Source organism: Pseudidiomarina aquimaris, from assembly GCF_003987395.1.
In the GTDB taxonomy this organism is placed as follows: Bacteria; Pseudomonadota; Gammaproteobacteria; order Enterobacterales; family Alteromonadaceae; genus Pseudidiomarina; species Pseudidiomarina aquimaris.
Map to the genome: position 1 here is coordinate 578,452 of NZ_PIPT01000001.1, position 18,578 is coordinate 597,029.

Below are 18,578 nucleotides of genomic sequence, written 5' to 3' on the forward strand. Positions count from 1 at the left end.
CACGGCGGGATAAAACCAACATTCCAAAAATCAACAATGTGCTACCCATAGCTTTGCTTGAGAAAGTAGCTAATCAGCTTAACGGTGATGGTAAGCCCCTAGTTTTCTAGACATCTTCAAGCTGCTGATAATACTGCTTTTCATATCTAACTGGAGACAGCCCTCCATTTGTACCATGGTTACGTCTGGGATTGTAGAATCCTTCGATGTAATCGAATATCTCAGCCCTTGCCTCAGCGCGAGTCGAGTAGATTTTTCTCCTCACCCTATCCTTTTTAAGCAAAGAGAAGAAGCTTTCGGCAACCGCATTGTCGTGACAGTTGCCTTTCCTACTCATACTGGCTTCTAGGTTGTGCTCGTTTAGGAAGGAACGCCAATCAGATGAGGTATATTGAATCCCCTGATCAGAATGAACCAACACTTTTTCTTTTGGTCGGCGACGCCATACCGCCATCAACAGAGCATCAATGACTAAATCAGCTTTGGGGCTACTTTTCATTGTCCACCCAACGACACGCCGCGAGAATAAGTCGATAACCACGGTAAGATATAACCAACCTTCGTAGGTTCGGATGTAAGTAAAGTCAGTCACCCAGAAGCAGTCAGGTTTATCTACCGTGAATTCACGATTAAGAGTGTTTGGAGCTGCCGTGCTTGTTTTGCCGCCTTTGAACCCTGGATGACGTTTATAGCCGCGTACAGCGCGAATACTAGCTTCCCGCATTAACCGGTGCACGCGGTTCTTCCCGCAAGTCTCACCATCACTTTTGAGGTCAATCGTGATATTTCGATAGCCATACGTGCAACCGCTTTCCAACCAAAACTGCTTAATTTTTCCCAGTAAGCGGTTGTCATCTTTAGCCTTCGCACTCAAAGGCTGCTTTAACCACGCATAAAATCCGCTACGCTCAATATTGAGCACGTGACACATGGTTTTAATCGGGTAGCGTGGGAGTCGCTCCCTTATGAACGCGTACTTTTCTTTGACTTCCCTGCAAAGTACACGGCGGCTTCCTTTAATATGTCACGTTCCTGTGTAACCCGCTTTAACTCCGCTCTAAGTCTACGCAGTTCAGCTGCCTGATCATCATCTTGCTTCCGTTGGCTCGCTGGCTTGTCATAGCGTTTAACCCAATCTGACAGGGATTTGTAGCTCACACCTAATCGTTCAGCGACAGACGTCAGTGAATGACCTTGTTTCGTGACTTGCTCAACGGCTTGGGTTTTAAATTCTTCCGGGTAGCGTTTTCCGCTCATGTAAACACCTCATAGTTTATGCAATTATAAAGCTATAAAGTGTCTAGGTAACTAGGGGCTTACCATCGGCAATTCAAAATTTTCTTTACGTCGGTTGATTTTGGCATCAACAAGCCGTCAGCCAAGACGTTGGCAGCAACAGACAAACTTCACCAGCTTCTTTATTAAATACAAGAATTTCACAACCAACGTTTAAGTATCATAGCCACACGTCCCTGCCACCTCGTTACACCATCACGCTTTTTCCAGTCGTTAAGTGATATACATTCCGACAATGATAAATCCTCAATGAACTGCTGCTTGAGCTTTCTCGCCAGTTGTTGGTCGATGGTTGCAAGGTTCAGTTCGTAGTTTGTGAATAAACTTCGATAGTCCAGATTGGACGTACCCACCATCGACCAATGATCGTCGGTCACCACGGTCTTTGCGTGCAGTACCCGGGGCAGGTATTCGTATATCTTTACACCAGATTCAAGTAGCGATGCATAAATATGTCGAGCGGCCCAGCGCGCTATGCGTACATCGGTTTTGCCGGGGACCAATAGCCGGACATCCACACCCCGCTCTGCCGCCTTGCATAATTGCCTGAGAGTATGATTGTCGGGAACAAAATAGGGTGTCGTCAGGTAAATATACTTTTTAGCCTTGCTAAAGGCTTCCCCATACACACAGCGCAGACGGTGGCGACAGCTTAGCGTTTGATTGTGCAGAAGTTTGCTACCTTCGGCCTTTTGTAGAGGCTGCGAACGCAGCTTCCCGTGCCAAAATGCATCAAACAACTGCGCCGCCACGCTGACAAGCGAACCATCAAAGCTCACATGGGTATCACGCCAACGGGCCTCACCATAGTGTTTGCAGGAATTTTCCTTGTGAATATTGAAACCGCCGAGATAGGCGATACGGTTATCAACTATCAGCAATTTACGATGATTGCGGTGGTTATAGCGCCATGGTCTGCGCCAGCTCCAACGGTGGAACCAGCGCAGTTCCACACCATTATCGCGCATGTGATTTTGCATCTTGCGCGAGAACCAGAACAGGGAACCCGCGGCATCGATATGAACTTTCACTTTAATGCCAGACCGCGCCCGTTCAATCAACGCCCGACAAAACTCTTGCCCCACTATATCATCGGCAAAAATATAACTTTCCAACTGTATGCTGTCTTGTGCCCTGTCGATCGACCTCAGCATCGATGCATAGAGTGCATCACCTTCAATAAAGAGTCGGAAGGACTCGCTACTCATGTGTGGCAGCTCCGTACACCTACAATCAGATGTATTCGTGTTCATAATGTTATGCAATTCCTAATTGACCTCTCTCAGTTATCAGAGTCCAGATTGGAAATCTCAATTAAATGCCACCACTGGCTTCTCCTAGGAATAAACATAGGCACTCGCTGCTGGTACGTTAGATACACTCGGCCAAACTCTGCCTGCGCTTTTTTTTCTTTTTTCCAACATGACGTAAGCGAACACAATCACGCGAAACAGGACAACAGAAAACAGCGTGAACTAATTGACAACACATCCGTCGAATAATGCAATAAACAAACTGAAATACTAAGGATGTCGAACCAAACCTGCAACCTTGCAGTATGTTGTAATAACTGCTGTATGCAATGTAAATCGCAAAGGCTATCACGATGCCAAAACCTATTGGGCAGGGGAAATCGGTATATTCGGTAGTTTATTATCTGATCTTTCTATCATCTATTTACCTTTTAAATTTTCAGAAGAATTCGTTTTCCGGCACCATACCTTACCATGGCCTAGCTAACTCGTTTGTCCATCAGCACCGATTTCAAGCACTTTATTGTCTAGATAATGATGGGGAGGAATAATCAAGTTCGTCGGTGCAGGGACGCCCTTAAATACCCGCCCTGCGAGATCAAACTTTGAACCGTGACAGGGGCAAAAAAAGAGTGCATGCTTAACTTCTGCTCGTCCATCCGGCTCATAGTTAGGCACGCAACCCAAATGGGTACAGATACCCACTGCCACAAAAACCTCCTTTTTGATACTGCGATAAGTATTCTTGGCGTAATCAGGTTGTTGATTAACTTCCGAATCCGGGTCCCGCAATTCTTCACGGTGACTTTCGAGATCCAGGTTCTTGAGATTTTGGCGGGTTCGCCGCAACACCCAGACCGGCTTGCCCTGCCACGCAACCGTAATCATTTGCCCCGGCTCGATTTTGCTGACACCCACCCTCACTGACGCACCCACAGCTCTGACTTTAGAGCTAGGGTTCCACGACTGCACAAAGGGAATGGCAATACCAACCAATCCAGCCCCAGCCACAAACGAAGTGGCGCCTATCAAAAACCGACGCCGGGTTTCGTTGGGTTCATTAATATCGTTCATATACATTTTCCCAAGTTAACAAAGTGATTTTTAACTTTGAACAGTAGGCATCAATGCTGGTGCTTACCGTCTTCGTGTAGTAGTCGTTGCCGTCTATTCGAATGCAAGAACCACCTCTCGCCCGCTGCGATCAGTAACATCGTGATAAGAGCAACACCGATAACCCACGGGTCAGCGTTCAGTTTCACCCAAACAAAACCGAACAGTGTCAGCAAATCGAAAATAATGGCTACAATCGGTACCCAGCGCATTGCTTTAATTTCATCCGCCAAATAACGAATCACGCCCCAATGAATGGCAATGTCCATGACCAGATAAAAAACAATACCCAGGGCGGCTATCCGCGACAGGTCAAAAAAGGCCGTAAGAAAAATACCGAGTACCACGGTATAGGCAAGTGTATGTTTTTGGATACTTCCCGGCATGCCGAAATGTCTGTGGGGAACCAGTTTCATTTCGGTCAACATAGCCAGCATCCGGGACACCGCAAAAATACTGGCAAGAATGCCGCCCGCAGTTGCCGTCATGGCAATTGCGACTGTAAACCATACTCCGTATTCTCCAAGCGCTGGTCGCGCAGCCGCTGCCAGGGAGTAATCGCGAGTATCTATGATTTCACTCAGGGATAGGTTACTGGCTACTGAAAAGCCAACCAGGGTGTAGATGACTACACACGCAACAATAGAGATAACGATAGCTCTTCCAACATTTCGCTTAGGATCGATTACCTCAGATCCACTGTTGGTAATGGTGGTAAAACCTTTAAAAGCCAAAATCCCGAGAGCGGTAGCACCAAGAAAATTTCCGGAGACTTCAACGTTACCCATGTGACCGAAATCTAGCGCTAGGCTATCAGCCACCCACACACCGATAATGCCGAACACCAAAATTCCGCCAATCTTTAACACTCCGATAAACCCAGCTACCTTTTGAATAAAGCGGTTACTTAACAGATTGACGATAAACGCAAAAATAATCAGCCCCACACCCAGCATCGCCACCATTTGTCCGGATTCATCACCGCCGAATAATTGCATGGTATAGGAGCCAAACGTGCGCGCCAGGAAACTCTGCGCGATCACCATGGAGAAGTACATCAACAGGGCATTGAACGCTGTCGGCAAGCTGTCGCCATAGGCCTTATGTAAATACATTCCTATCCCTCCGGCTGAGGGATAGGCATTGGAAATTTTGACGTAAGAGTAGGCACTGAAAGAAACGACCATCGCTGCTGCCACAAATGCCAGCGGGAACAGTACGCCCGCCATTTCCGCCATTTGCCCGGTCAGTGCAAAAATGCCTGCGCCTATCATGACTCCTGTCCCCAGCATCACGGTACCGGAGAGCGTTAAGCTACCCTTATCATAGTGAGTCGTGCGATCTGTGTCTTGCTTCATTCACTCTCCTCCCGAACTTATTCTTTGTAGAACTTCTGCTACGATAAATTTGTCACTACACTGATTCGCTTCCAGCAAGCCCTGCGTATCCAATGTGCCACCGCGGTTGCGATACCCAAATGCCAAACAACGGTCACTACCCAGATCTAGAGGTCGACAAACACCTAAAAGAACCTCAGGCCGCATATGGGATACAAATACACGCAAGCGAACTGAGTTATCAAAAAATTGTGACTTCTCTACAAGCCTGCTGACAATGGCCTTTTCATGCTCGTCGCGTGGAATCCTAAAACGGCCAGGTTCAAGCAGGTATGTGATACGGCTGCCAATGCCATTATCTCGCAATGCCTGACGGACTTCATGGCACACGCGTAACTGGTAGGCTCCAACCGCCACCAGTTCCACAACGACGGTGTCATCCTCTTCCACTGTCAGAGCGCCCTCTTCGACCAATTGTTGAGCCTGTTCAGAGCTGAAAGTTGTCGTGATTTCCTGTTTGGGAATGGTCATCGCCCAAATTTGGCCTTGGCTCTGATAGCATGCATCAAGGCAGGCAACAGCAGTGCTAGCATCTGCGGGATAAACAACGCGCGTCATATCGCTCATTTCACCTAACAACACTTCACCAAACGATGAATCCTGATGGGATTGCTCATTTTTGCCATTCTCCCACAAATGTGAAGTAGCAATAACCGGAAGCGATAGCCATCGTGCAGGTCGATTGAGTTCTTTTTGGTGCCGTGCAAAAATTATTTCCTGACGTAGTGCGCCAATCATTTTCATGGCAAAGGCTTCATAACTGACCACCAGATTCATGCCACCTTTATTGGCCAGTGCCGCGCTTACTACGGCCTCCTCATTAAGTGCGGTAATGACAGAACCATGTATCGATTCGGCCACACCATCTTCCGGGTTTAATACTCGATGTTTGAGAAGATCCAACGTTTTGCCCATGCGATTACTTCGCAATTCATCAGGGTTGCCGATACGTACGCGCACGCCCGGATTGGCGAGATGCCACTCACACAAGCGCTTATCTACGGCTGCCATGGGTGACAATGCTTGCCCCTTTTCGCACTGTGGTGAAGCAGTTGGTAGTTTTAAAACGACATCACGCTGACCGAGCGCATGGTATTTTTCCGGTACCCGGTTATCCGCCTTATGTTGTGTTATTTTTTCGATTGCACTGGTCAGCTCAGTACGCGGCAGAAAGAGCCTGGCAGCGTGTTCATTGAATAGCTGCCGAGCCCCGGCATCGCTACGAGGGTTGCCGGGCAAAGGCGTGCCGTGGGCTGCATTGGTGCCAGCACCGTAAAAACCGTAGCCTTTTTCCGTTTCGGCAATCAGGTACGGCAGTTTCACCGGATAACACATTTTTCCTGCACGAATATGTGCACTGCAGGCTTGCAAGCGTGCTTCAGATTCAAATATTCCCCAGATAAACGCAGCTGGATCGCGCCCGTCGATGGCGATCGGATGAAAGTCGTTCTGCTCCAAATGCTCATAAAACCAGGTCAGGCCGCCCTGCTGATACATGGTGGAGCGCTGATCAATACGCCGGCCATTGGCGATCATCACCGGTGTTACCAGACCACAGTCCTCGGCCCGCCACCAACGGCTGGCCCAGTCACTACCGCGCTGTTCTTCAAAAGCACCGTCACTCAGGAATGCCACCAGGCGTTCACCGGGCAGAGGCATATGCACGTATTGCAGCTCGGCAAAACCCAGGTAGCCACCTTCAATCAAACCGCCCGCCGTGTGTGGATTGACATGACTGCCTAATGGGACACCGGGGCAACCATCATCCGTAATCGCGTAGCTGTAAAAATCCTTGGCCAATTGCGACAGACCTTCATCACTTAGGGGGTAGCGCTCCCCCTGTTCCGGATAGAGGTTCTGCAGTAACACATTGACCGCGTCTATGGCCGCCACACAGTGGCCCTGCCCCATCAACCAACTTCGGGTTATTCCCGTCAGACGGTTAGCTACCATGTAAGCTACATAAGCAGGCACCATATTGAGCGAGCCGCCCGTATGTCCCTGAGGATTGGACTTAAAATCTTCAGCGTCGAGGGAATTACCGGACAAGTCCACTTTGGTGCTGTAAGTCATATGCACCACCAACCACATCGCCGCACTTGTCAAACGGTCAGCAGCTGACAAAATATCCAGCACATCTTCAATTTGTTGGAAGCGCCCTTCACACACCAGTTGCTGGCACAGATCAAATATGCGAACTTGTGTTTCATCGCTGTGTTGTATAACCCCGTATCCATCTGCCCAGTGGGCAAAAGCCGAATAGGTTTCGCGATAAAGTCTTGCACGCTGTTCGATGCGATGGTGATTTTGTGGGTCAATTGTATACATATTACATCCTTAGTCGGCTAGTGAAAGCAGCTAAAAATCGTCTGCGAATTGTTGTTGTACCGCGTGTAGCATTGTACTGGCTTCATCGACAGCGACTACCCGGCACTGTACTTTTGATGTCTTAGAGGAGAGTAATATAGGCAGGTCACCGCTGGCCGATTGTGAACGTAACTCGATGCCCAAATGTGATAACCCCGATAATAACTCTCGGCAAATGGCCAGGCTATGCTCAGCAACGCCCCCACTGAGCACAACTCCATCAAGTCCACCTAAAATCGAAAAATATGCTCCCAATGTTTTCTGGAATCGATATCGAAAAAGGTCAAATGCCAGACGACATTGAGGGTGTTCACTTGCAAATAGATCAGCCATATTATCTATGCCTCCAGACAGTCCCTTCCAGCCGGCTTCCGTATTAAGAAGATGATCGATTTCGTTGGAGGACCAACCTTCCTGTTGCTGTAACCAAATCAGTAAACCGGGATCAATCTCACCGCTGCGTGTTCGCATTAGTAGGCCGTCATTAGGGGTAAAACCCATGGTAGTATCCACCGGTTTGCCGTTGCGAATCGCCGTCATTGAACAGCCGCTACCCAGCTGTGCGGTCACTAGCGAAAATTGTTGCCGATACGGATTTTCTATACACCACTGACGCACCATATCTTGGTGCGCAAAGCCGTGAAAACCGTATCGGCGCAACTGATGCCGTTCAATCAAATCCAAAGGCAGGCCGTAGATTTGTGCCACGGCCGGTAGGTTGATAAAAAACTGTGTATCAAATGCAGCAAATACACGAAGGGACTCATCATACTGCTGACAACTTTCGATAAGCTCGATAGCGACCCTGTTGTGTAACGGCGCCAATAAATCGAGTGCTTTGAGTTTATTGAAAATGTAATGGCTGACCTCTATCGGGTGTGAAAACTGCGAACCGCCGTGCACTACCCTGACAATCACAGCGAAAATCTTATAAGCCGCTGTTGCTGACACAATATGCTGAAACACATCGCTCCCAACAATTGTCAAGGCAATCTGTCCATGATCAATCGCAATAGGATCTTCATTGAGATCCTTGGTGAAGCTACAAAAGACCGTCCACTTTATGCTGGAACTGCCGGGATTAAGAACCAATATGCAAGTCATAACAGAGTCTTGCTGCTAGTCTTAGTCCAGCAAACGGTTATATATAGCAGCAAGTAGCCATCCCAAAATACCCGCTACTAGAGCCCAGGCTATCCCTCCCCAAACTACACCGGTAATGGTCAGATGCCAGCCCATATCCTGCAATTGCATGTGTAGCATATCTCCGGATATGGACATAGCCATTGAAGGAATCACCGCCACTAGGACACTGCAAATAACCCAAAATACAATGGCACTGATTAAGCAGGCCAGGCCAAATTTAAATGTATGTAGTTTCATACCAAAACTCCTTCTATCGTGTAAATTTACCAGTCTACAAATCGCTAAACCGATTTGACGATTGCACTATGCGCATCATTTCGTGTTCCTCCAGCGAAAGTAATGAATTCAATAACTCCATAGCTGATGGAATTTCCGCGCGCGATGCCAGATAGCGATATAGTTCGATAACCTGCTGGTGTTGCTCGATAATCACGTCCATAATCTGCGAAGCATTGAGTTCGGCAAAAGGAGTGTCACAGTGGGCGTGTCGAGTAATAGGGTGGCGATTTACATATTCATAACACCAGGTTTTGAGAGCGCTTGCTTCTCCGGATTTTTCAAAACCACTGACCACATCTTTCAATGTTTTTCATGTTCGGAAAGATATGTCAGCATCATCCTAGCCCGCTCATCAAGGTTTTTATTTGCGCAGTGGAACAAACACTGGCTCAAGTGCTGGTGGAACTCTTTAGTCCAGTGTAGTACATCTTTCAGGGTTTCAATTTGCATGATCTTTTCCTCTTATTAACCTTGTACGTATTTCAAAAAACCACCTCGATTACAGATGCAAAATATCGCGATAACCGGCAACATCGACCTTATAATGTGTTTGTTCCTGAAAATGTACACGCAAGCCTTCCAATGCTTCAGGGTCACCGTGAATCAGTTTAATTGGCGTTGTACTTGCCAGTTTTGACTGACGTAGCCATTCGGTAAGTTCGAGATAATCCGCATGCCCAGAAAGTCCCGAAATTACCTCAACATCTGCCCTCAGAGGAATCCAACTACCATGGATTTTAACAGCACCGACACCTTCAAGCATCTTAGCGCCTCGCGTTCCTCCCGCTTGGTATCCGGTAAACAGCACTGTTGTTCTAATATCACTTAATAATCGTTTAAAGTGATGCAGAATTCGCCCCCCGGTGGCCATCCCGCTACCTGCAATGATGACATGGGGAAATGCCTGTCCTGCCAGCGCCTTAGATTCATCTACTGTGCGGGTATAGGTAACCTGATCACACATACGGTGACATTGCTCATTGCTTAGTCGATGTTGTTCGCTGTGATGACAAAATATGTCCGACACCCTGATAGCCATAGGACTGTCGAGATAGATAGGCAGCCGTGGGATGGCTTCCTGCTCCATCAAACTCGCAAGCAGATGCTGTAAAGCCTGCGCCCTACCTACGGCGAATGCTGGTACCAGTAAAACACCACCGTTTTTTGCAACGCGATTAACTACGGCAGCTAATTGTTGAGCAGCGTCTTGTGGATCGTGCTGTCGATTACCATAAGTGGACTCCATCAGTAACAAATCAAGTTCAGGCAACGGGCGTGGCGGTTTCATTAACACGTCATCGAAACGTCCCACATCACCAGAGAACCCAATGCGTTTGCCTTCCGCTTCAATGATGATACTTGCTGCACCGAGAATATGCCCCGCCGGTTGCAGGTAAAAACGAATATCACCGACTTCAACCTGCTCATCAAAGTCAATCGATTGAAATAGAGCCATACTCGCTTCGGCAGTTTGACGGTCATAGAGCGGTTCGGGGTGTTCGTGTTTGCTTAATTTATGCTTGCTATAGTATTTCGCATCCTCTTCTTGAATATGACCACTATCGGCCAACAGGATCTGGCACAAGTCTTTAGTGGCGTGATGGGTGATAACCGGACCCCGGTATCCTTGTTTATATAAGGCGGGTATATAGCCAGAGTGATCTAAATGCGCATGAGTAAGTAAAACAGCATCGAGCTTGTCGATATCCAACGGTAGGGACTGCCAATTGCGCTCCCTTAACCATTTGTAGCCTTGATACAGGCCGCAGTCTATCAGCACTTTGCTACGTTCAGTTTCCAGCAGAAACTTTGAACCGGTTACGGTTTCTGTGCCTCCTAAAAAGGTAATTCTCATAAAACTTCTCCTGTGAAATCTGATCTTGTTAATTGCAGCATAGAATTAATGGCTGTCATCAGTCGCGGCGAGATATCAATAGCATTGGAGGAATGTGGAATGGTGTTAGTTGTTGCCAGCTGGCTTAAACCGGCTTTGATCAGGACTTGATCGGAATCATCGGCGAAAATCCCATGTACGGCAATACATTGAATGTGTTCGACGCCCTTGGATTTAAGGTATTTTATGCATTCCAGAATGGTCTGCCCGCTCGATATCACATCATCAATAATAACGGCTGTTTTATCTCTGTATGCATCAATGTTTGGCAAGGAGACTTCTACATGACGATCACCGAAACGCTGTTTCTCACCGATCACAAACGGGTGCTGGCTATAATTGGCAATATCAGATACCCATTGTTCACTCTCACTATCAGGCCCTACCAACAATAGATTTGTTTTTGATTTTAACCACTGTGCCAATGCCGGAGCACCTTGTACAACTTGACTAGGTACAGTGTAAATTTCGTCGAGGGAGTGATAGCGATGTAAATGTGGATCAACTGTCACCAACCAATCTATATGTTGAGAAAGGGATTTGGCAAAAATGCGTGAAGTCACTGCCTCCCCATCTACAAAACGGCGATCTTGGCGCATATAGCTAAGATAGGGCGCCACCAAGCCAACTTGCGAAGCCCCCAGTTCTCGCAGGGTTTCGACCAAAAATAGTAACGGCAGATACTTCGCATTGGGGTGCGACAAATCAGCAACAACAATACAGACACGCCCTTCCACATCGGAGGTGATACGTAAATAGGATTCGCCATCGGGAAATTGACGTACGTCAAACTTACCACGCTGCACACTCTTCGTCTTTGCAAGTGAATCCGCCAACGAGTGATTGTCCAAGCTAAACACTAAGGGTTTCCTTCCTAAAACTGTCTTCGACTCACTCATGAGGCATCTCCAATGGTAAAAATGTTGGATTGTCGGTAATAGGCCAGTGCGTATTGCAATTCGCCTTCTGTGTCACTGTACAGTGTGAACAGTGGTTCACCTCGCTCTACCTTTTCACCGACACTTTTATGCAAGCGCAAACCCGCTGCTGCGACATTGGGCGCTCCCGCCAGTTTCGCCAAGCGCGCTAATTGGCGATTATCAATCGTCTGCAAAGTGCCGGTTGATGCGGTGGTTACCGTATGTTGAAAATCTGCAGAAGGCAAAGATTTCATCCCGCCCTGGGCCGCTATAATTCGGTGAAATTGTTTCCACGCCGCACCGCTATCAAGAATTTCGGTAGCCTTTTGCAAACCTTGTTCATAGGTTTGCTGATACGCCAGGGAAAACAGATGGGCCGCCAAAAACAGTGCCCGCTCTCGAAGGTCCTCGGCAGCATCGCTGCTGCGCCGCAAAACAGCCATTACATCGCGGACTTCCTCTACTGGACCAACACCGCGCCCGACGGGCTGACTACCGTCCGTTATCAAGCAACGAACCTGAAGTCCGCACGTAGCACCAACCTGTGTAAATAGTGAAGCGAGGCGATCGGCGTCTTTTTGCGAACGCACTTTTGCAGTAGGGCCGACTGGAATATCAATCACCACATGGGTAGAACCCGCAGCGATTTTTTTCGACAATACCGATGCAATCAACTGCCCTTCGCCATCAAGATCCAGCGCACGCTCAATTCGAATCAATAAATCATCGGCGGGGCTAAGATTCACCGCCCCACCCCAGGCGAGACAGCCGTGAGTTTCTGCAACAACTCGTTGAATCTGTGAGAGGCTGAGATTGACTGTCGTCAGGGCCTCCATGGTATCAGCTGTACCTGCCGGTGAAGTGATGGCACGTGAAGATGTTTTCGGTATGGTTAATCCTGCTGCACTGATAATCGCTACCACTAAAGGAGTGGTGCGATTACCCGGCAATCCACCAATGCAATGCTTATCCAGCACCATGGGTGAATCGGGCCAGCTTAGACGTTTACCGCAAGCCACCATGGCCTGTGTCAAGGCAATGATTTCATCCACATCCAGACGACTGCCCGCACAAACGCTGAGAAAGCTGGCAATTTCGATATCGGAATAACGATGGTCGCTTATGTCCTTTACGATCTCGGTGACTTCCTCGTCGCTGAGCTTATGGCCAAATATTTTTTTGCGAACAGCTGCCAGCGATGTCACCACCGGTGCATGACTGACGCTAATCGATGTCCCTTCGGCAACTCCCAGCCGTTGCATGGCGATTTTGGATAAGCCAGCGCTGCCTGGTTCAATGACCTTCTCATCCACCACGTTGATCGTTGCAATTATTTGGTTTTGGCCATCATCCACTGAAACGCGACTGTTAGCCGTAAAACCTTCTGAGCGGCAGATATGGCAGTCACTGCGCATATAAACAACAGGTTCCTGGTGGGTATCGATACCTATATCAATAACTTTAAGAGCGTTTGCTGATCCCATCTTTTTCACCGTCATTGCTATTTTCGCTTGTTGTGTGGTGGTGACTTGTGACAACTCCACGCCTCATGCTCCGCGTTATCTTTTATGTTTTCATCCACAAATTTATAATATCCTTCTTTGAAATGCGTCCACCAGTCGTGACCAACCTCGATACCATATTTAGCCAACACATCTTCAATACCATCCAGACTCAAGCGGGAAGCATCGTATGCAAGGTTTAAAACCTGTGACCTTTCGTCAAATGAAACCGCATCCAAACCATACAATTTATCGATTTCTGTGATTGCATCGTGGATATTACTAATTTTCTTCGCGTCAAGTTTTAAATGACGAACAACGAGATTGACTTCAGACACACCCAGTCGGTGCTCTTCTTGTTTCATAATTTACCTCCAATATCTAATCTCTGTTTACAAACTATTTCTCATCACCAACAGTCTATTATTTGTGTTGATGCTCGCTAGATTTGCTTGCCTCAGATTGACGATCCATCATCCCTATGTGTTTTTCCATCATATCCATACGTTTTGTCATATCCATTTTGTCCATTTGCTTACCGCCTTTCATGCCGTTCCCCATATTAATCATCTGCATACCTTCTTTCATTGTGTGTATATGCTCATCCATTAATTATTGACGTTTTTCTGGGGCGGTTTCGGCTTTGAATTTTTGCCATCAATTCATGCACTTTTCACATATGTTCATGCATCGCCATCATCTGCTAATGGTTCATCATGATCCTACTGTTAGCGCCTTGGTTTTTATCACCGTGATCATGCGCATTTTCTGCAAATACTGGTGAAGCCATTGCCGTAGCAATAACGACGGCGGAAACCATAGTTCTGATAGAATTACGTTTCATTGGTATATCCTCAATAGTTTGAAGCGGCTTTATTGGTAGAAAAATTAGGTACCCACCCTGGGGTCGATTCCATATAGCGAAGATACACGTCGCCAAATTCCTCAATCGCCATACGCTCTTCACGCTTAGCGAGCCTCACGTACACTACAACTAAAACCGGAAACATCACCAGCGTCGGCAGGGTCGGCCACTGCAACAAAAAACCAAACATAATCATGATAAAAGCGATGTATTGCGGGTGTCGGCAACGCGCGTACCAACCGGTAGTCGCTAAGGAACGGGTTTGCTGTGCTTTGTGCAAAACATTCCACGACGAGGCGAGCAGAAAGAAACCGAGTACGATCAGAATATTGCTAGCGAGATGCAGTGGAGCAAAATGTGGATCACCGTCAAATCCCAGCAGGGTGTGTAGTAGATGGCCATTTTCATGAGAGAGAAAATCCACGCCGGGATATTTTTCTGCCAACCAACCAGACAAAAAATAGATGGTTAACGGAAAGCCATACATCTCAGTAAAGAGCGCAATGATAAAAGCTGAGAACGCGCCAAAACTGCGCCAGTCAGTTTTTGTTTTCGGCTTGGCAAAACTGAACGCAAAAAATATGAATATAGCCGAATTTAGTATTACCAGTGTCCAAAGGCCGTAAGCAGAATCACCGTGCATGGTTAATCTCCTGTGTTAAATGGATTTAATGGTGGTGTCGGTTTTCACTTTCCCGGCGACCATCTTCCAGTCCACGCTGATAGGCATCCTGATCAGCGTCATCCCCCTGATGACCATGACCACCGTGTCCGCCGTGCCCTCCATGACCACCATGACCACCATGCATAAAAATATGCATAAGTGGGCATAACAATAAAATCAGGTAGGGTAGAAATTGGAATAAGTGCTCCCTATGTTCCACCAACAGGAAATAGCTGGCTGCACCGATAAGCCCCAGGGCAGCTAAGCCTTTTGGGGTAAACCAGAATGATTGCGATTGTTGACTCATTATTGCCTCCCGTTATTCAACCGTGATGTTGGCTCTTTTCAGCAGAATGGAATTGCCGATGACCGACAACGAACTAACCATCATAGCGATAACACCGATCATTGGATGCAGTAATCCCAGCGCCGCTACCGGGATCGCCGCCAGATTGTAAAACCAAGCCCAAAAAAGGTTTTCGACGATTTTTCTAAAGGTAGCTTTCGACAGAAGAATGGCCTCTACCAGCTTGGTCAACTGCCCCTGCACCAGCGTCACATCGGCCGCTTCGATTGCCACATCGGCTCCAGCACCAATGGCAATCCCTACATTGGCTTGTTTTAACGCAGGCGCATCATTAATACCGTCACCCACCATCGCCACACTTTCACCGTATTTGGCTTGTAGCTGTTTAACCGAATCAACTTTTCCTTCAGGCAATACGTTGGCAAGCACCTCATCGATACCCACCTGCTCAGCAACAAATTTTGCCGTCCGTTCGTTATCACCGGTCACCATTACCACATGAATATTCAGGTCATGCATGGCTTTGATCGCAGATTTTGAATCTTCTTTAATGGTGTCAGCAACGGCGACAACGCCCGCCGCTTGTTTATCAATTGCCACCAACATCGCTGTTTTCCCCTGCACTTCCAGTGACTTCAGGGTTTCATCTAAATTGCCAAGTTCGACTCCCTGTTCATTGAGCAATCGACGGCTGCCAACATGCACCAGGCGACCATCGACTACACCCTCTACCCCGCGAGCGGTTATCGACTGGAAGTTCTCCAGTGCTGGAATAGTCAGGTTTCGCTCTTTAGCTCCTTGCACAATGGCTTGCGCCAGTGGATGCTCTGATCCAGCTTCAACTGCAGCGGTGGCCATCAACAGTTCTTCCGCTGTAAATCCAGAAGCTGGAACCACATCCGTCAGGGACGGTTTACCTGCGGTGATGGTGCCAGTTTTATCCAGTACAACCACCTTGATATCCTTTAAGGTTTGTATCGCTTCACCTGAACGAATCAGCACACCTCGCTCGGCGCCCATACCTGAACCCACCATGATCGCTGTGGGAGTTGCCAGTCCCAAAGCGCAGGGGCAAGCGATAACCAGAACCGCAACGGACGCCAGTATCGCGGCAATAAGCGGTGTCAAAGTCGGATCAACCCAGGGCAAAAAGCTGCCACCCCACTCCAATACCGGGCGCAAAGTGTCAGCAAAAATTATCCAGGACAAAAAGCTCAGGAATGAAATGCCAATCACCGCTGGGACAAAGTTCGCAGTCACTCTATCCGCAAATTCCTGTATCGGGACTTTGGAACCCTGAGCTTGCTCGACTAATTTAATCACTTGGGACAAGAACGTGTCGGCACCAATTTTGGTGGCCTTTACTTTCAATAGTCCTTCCTTATTCATCGTCGCGCCGAGTACAGAATCGCCGGGACCTTTCTCTACAGGGACTGATTCACCGGTAGCAATCGACTCATCCAAATGACTATGGCCGTCGACAATCTCGCCGTCAGTCGGCACTTTACCGCCCGGCTTAATCACCATGACATCGCCGATTTGTAAGTCTTCCACCGGCACTTGAACCTCGTTGTTGTTGCGTAAAACGATCGCAGTTTTCGCCCCGAGCTTGATTAATTTTTTGATCGCCTGTGACGCCTTGCCTTTAGCCCGAGTTTCGAGATAACGGCCAAGCATATGGAAGGTCATAATGGTGGAGGCCATTTCGATAAAGGATGTCATGGGATAGACAAACCCAATCAGGCCGATCAGATAGGGCGGCATACTGCCCAGGGAAATCAGCACATCCATATTGGCTGTGCGATTTTTTAATGAACGCCAGGCGGAACGGTGCGTAGAACGTCCGCCTTTGAAAAATACGACAGGAAATGCCAGTACAGCCACGATAGCCAGATAACCGGGAATGGGCTGCCAGAACATCTGTGGAATCATCAACAACATAATGAGTGTTGTCGGTATCGCCGCAAACCAGAGGTTTTTCCAGGCTTGATCCAGATACTGCTCTTCCGCCGCTTCGGCGACCTTGTGTGAATTGCTTGCCGCGCTTTCCACACTCGCCACGTCATAACCGGCCTTTTCTACGGTTGCTTTTAACGTCTCAGTATCGACTTGTTGCGGATCGAAGCTCACACTGACCTGGTGATTGGCAATATTGGTTTCAATCGCTGTTATGCCTGACAAACGCTCAAGCGATGTACGTACAAGACCGGCACAGTGGTTACTCCCCATGCCCGGAACGGTGAGCGTAACGTTTTTGACTGCATTGGTAGAGGACAATTGTGCCGAAGCAACATCGTAACCCGCGTTCTCCACCGCAAGCCGTATTTTTTCCAGGCTTGATTGAGGTGCTTCAAAGGATACGTCCACCTGATGGCTGGCAATATTCGTTTGAATGGTCTTTATGCCCGGCAACCTTTCTATCGATGCTCTCACAAGACCCGCGCAGTGATTGCTGCCCATTCCAGGCACAATAAGTTGGGCTTTCGCTTCCGCACCATTAGTTTGTGGCACGTCTTTTTTATTAAATGAAAGAACTGTATCGTTCATAAGTGTTGATCCTTATTGATTAACCTAGCCTTGGCTGACTGCCAACCTCCCCGAATCGCTTACTTGGCGATCATTTCAGCTTCATAGCCCTTTTGGTTAATTGCTTCGATAACATTGTCGCTATCCACATCACCCCAAACAGTAGCGACACCCGTTGCCAAATCCATGGTTGCCTCCCGTACCCCAGAAATGGATCTCAACGTCCGCTCTATACTTTTTACACAACCACCACACGTTGCTCCCTGCACTTGTAATTGGTACAGGGGTTGCGATGATTCTTTAACTTTGCTTGCATCCGTTAACGTAGAGGAAACTGATGTCTTTCCGGAACAGCAGCAACCCCCTTTCTGTTGACTAGCGTTTGATATTTTGTGCGTATTCATACTTATTCCCCCGCAGTAAACTCTTCAATTAAATGGCAAAGCATATGGCCCGTCGGTGCTTTGTCAGGCTTCTGATTCCACTCCAGAACGGCCCGTTGCATGCGATCCTTTAGTTTCAAGGTCTCGGTGAGCCTCTCCTCGGTTTCATGCAAGCGCTGGTCAATCAGGCGGCGCACAGTCGGGCAAGGTGTTTTTTTCTTGTCCGCATGGCTGAGAATTTCCTGAATATCCTCGACCGAAAATCCCAACTGCCGGGCGCTTAACACAAACCGCAAACGCTTAACATCGTTATCGCTGTATTCCCGATAACCATTGGCCCTGCTTTTGGTGGGGTTCAGAACCTTGATCCGGGTATAAAACCGTACAGTATCAGGCGTAATCCCCAACAATCTAGCGACCTCGATGACTTTCATGCCACCCTCCTCTTGATCCAGTCATGCCATCCTAAGCTTCCGCCGGGATCAGGACCTTGATCTGAGTCAATCACCGATTATAAACCCAGGTGATACACTTGGGTTTGTAATCCCCCCGAAAAATCGGAGCAGTTATAAGTAGAAAATTCCGTTAAACTAAAACGAAGGAGTTTTCTATGCGCAAATCACGATACACAGACAGTCAGATCTTAGCGATTCTGAAACAAAACGA

Annotated in this window: 19 protein-coding genes; all 19 read right to left on the reverse strand. The window is 47.9% G+C overall.

All coding sequences use genetic code 11. The features are described from left to right. Nucleotides 1-106: 106 nt before the first annotated feature. A protein-coding gene (locus CWE21_RS02890; RefSeq protein WP_126832945.1) for an IS3 family transposase occupies nucleotides 107-1,257 on the reverse strand; the annotation gives its coding sequence in 2 pieces (ribosomal slippage) (nucleotides 107-1,020 and nucleotides 1,020-1,257; 1,152 coding nt in all). Between the two features lie 179 nt (nucleotides 1,258-1,436). Continuing rightward, nucleotides 1,437-2,504 carry a phospholipase D-like domain-containing protein gene (locus tag CWE21_RS02895; protein WP_198675043.1) on the reverse strand — a complete coding sequence of 356 codons (1,068 nt, stop codon included), beginning with the start codon at nucleotides 2,502-2,504 and terminating at the stop codon, nucleotides 1,437-1,439. Nucleotides 2,505-3,032: 528 nt separating this feature from the next. Further along, nucleotides 3,033-3,623 carry a ubiquinol-cytochrome c reductase iron-sulfur subunit gene (petA, locus tag CWE21_RS02900; protein ID WP_126832947.1) on the reverse strand — a complete coding sequence of 197 codons (591 nt, stop codon included), beginning with the start codon at nucleotides 3,621-3,623 and terminating at the stop codon, nucleotides 3,033-3,035. 50 nt (nucleotides 3,624-3,673) lie between these two features. Further along, entirely contained in the window at nucleotides 3,674-5,020 is a 1,347-nt protein-coding gene (locus tag CWE21_RS02905; protein ID WP_106646695.1) for an APC family permease, read from the reverse strand. Beyond that, nucleotides 5,021-7,387 (reverse strand): phosphoketolase family protein, encoded by a 2,367-nt coding sequence (locus tag CWE21_RS02910; RefSeq protein ID WP_106646694.1) that lies wholly within the window; start codon nucleotides 7,385-7,387, stop codon nucleotides 5,021-5,023. A gap of 30 nt (nucleotides 7,388-7,417) precedes the next feature. Next, a complete protein-coding gene (locus CWE21_RS02915; protein ID WP_106646693.1) occupies nucleotides 7,418-8,530 on the reverse strand; it encodes an acetate/propionate family kinase in 1,113 nt (370 codons plus the stop codon). Nucleotides 8,531-8,551: 21 nt separating this feature from the next. Next, the gene (locus CWE21_RS02920; protein WP_106646692.1) at nucleotides 8,552-8,809 is read right to left on the reverse strand and encodes a DUF5676 family membrane protein; all 258 of its coding nucleotides are present in this window, start codon (nucleotides 8,807-8,809) and stop codon (nucleotides 8,552-8,554) included. Nucleotides 8,810-8,843: 34 nt separating this feature from the next. Further along, on the reverse strand, nucleotides 8,844-9,155 hold the full coding sequence (locus CWE21_RS02925; protein WP_241970201.1) for an ATPase: 312 nt from the start codon (nucleotides 9,153-9,155) through the stop codon (nucleotides 8,844-8,846). 195 nt (nucleotides 9,156-9,350) lie between these two features. Next, entirely contained in the window at nucleotides 9,351-10,706 is a 1,356-nt protein-coding gene (locus CWE21_RS02930) for an MBL fold metallo-hydrolase (RefSeq protein ID WP_126832948.1), read from the reverse strand. After that, nucleotides 10,703-11,644: a ribose-phosphate diphosphokinase gene (locus CWE21_RS02935; protein ID WP_106646689.1), complete on the reverse strand. Its 942-nt coding sequence runs from the start codon at nucleotides 11,642-11,644 to the stop codon at nucleotides 10,703-10,705. Before CWE21_RS02935 ends, CWE21_RS02930 begins: the two co-directional genes overlap by 4 nt. Then, nucleotides 11,641-13,209, reverse strand: coding sequence for a thymidine phosphorylase family protein (locus CWE21_RS02940; RefSeq protein ID WP_241970202.1), 1,569 nt, complete (start codon nucleotides 13,207-13,209; stop codon nucleotides 11,641-11,643). Before CWE21_RS02940 ends, CWE21_RS02935 begins: the two co-directional genes overlap by 4 nt. Then, a complete protein-coding gene (locus CWE21_RS02945) occupies nucleotides 13,167-13,532 on the reverse strand; it encodes a cation transporter (RefSeq protein WP_126832950.1) in 366 nt (121 codons plus the stop codon). The genes CWE21_RS02940 and CWE21_RS02945 overlap by 43 nt, the downstream gene beginning before the upstream one ends. 58 nt (nucleotides 13,533-13,590) lie before the next feature. After that, nucleotides 13,591-13,755, reverse strand: a complete 165-nt coding sequence (locus CWE21_RS13400) for a hypothetical protein (protein ID WP_198675044.1) — start codon at nucleotides 13,753-13,755, stop codon at nucleotides 13,591-13,593. A gap of 115 nt (nucleotides 13,756-13,870) precedes the next feature. Beyond that, nucleotides 13,871-14,011 (reverse strand): hypothetical protein, encoded by a 141-nt coding sequence (locus tag CWE21_RS13405; protein WP_198555379.1) that lies wholly within the window; start codon nucleotides 14,009-14,011, stop codon nucleotides 13,871-13,873. Between the two features lie 10 nt (nucleotides 14,012-14,021). Further along, nucleotides 14,022-14,675 (reverse strand): methyltransferase family protein, encoded by a 654-nt coding sequence (locus tag CWE21_RS02955; protein ID WP_126832952.1) that lies wholly within the window; start codon nucleotides 14,673-14,675, stop codon nucleotides 14,022-14,024. Between the two features lie 25 nt (nucleotides 14,676-14,700). Next, on the reverse strand, nucleotides 14,701-15,003 hold the full coding sequence (locus CWE21_RS02960) for a DUF2933 domain-containing protein (protein WP_126832954.1): 303 nt from the start codon (nucleotides 15,001-15,003) through the stop codon (nucleotides 14,701-14,703). A 12-nt stretch (nucleotides 15,004-15,015) separates the two neighbouring features. Then, nucleotides 15,016-17,550: a heavy metal translocating P-type ATPase gene (locus CWE21_RS02965; RefSeq protein ID WP_126832956.1), complete on the reverse strand. Its 2,535-nt coding sequence runs from the start codon at nucleotides 17,548-17,550 to the stop codon at nucleotides 15,016-15,018. A 59-nt stretch (nucleotides 17,551-17,609) separates the two neighbouring features. After that, on the reverse strand, nucleotides 17,610-17,933 hold the full coding sequence (locus CWE21_RS02970; RefSeq protein ID WP_126832958.1) for a heavy-metal-associated domain-containing protein: 324 nt from the start codon (nucleotides 17,931-17,933) through the stop codon (nucleotides 17,610-17,612). A gap of 2 nt (nucleotides 17,934-17,935) precedes the next feature. After that, the gene (locus CWE21_RS02975) at nucleotides 17,936-18,346 is read right to left on the reverse strand and encodes a MerR family transcriptional regulator (protein WP_126832960.1); all 411 of its coding nucleotides are present in this window, start codon (nucleotides 18,344-18,346) and stop codon (nucleotides 17,936-17,938) included. Nucleotides 18,347-18,578: the final 232 nt, after the last annotated feature.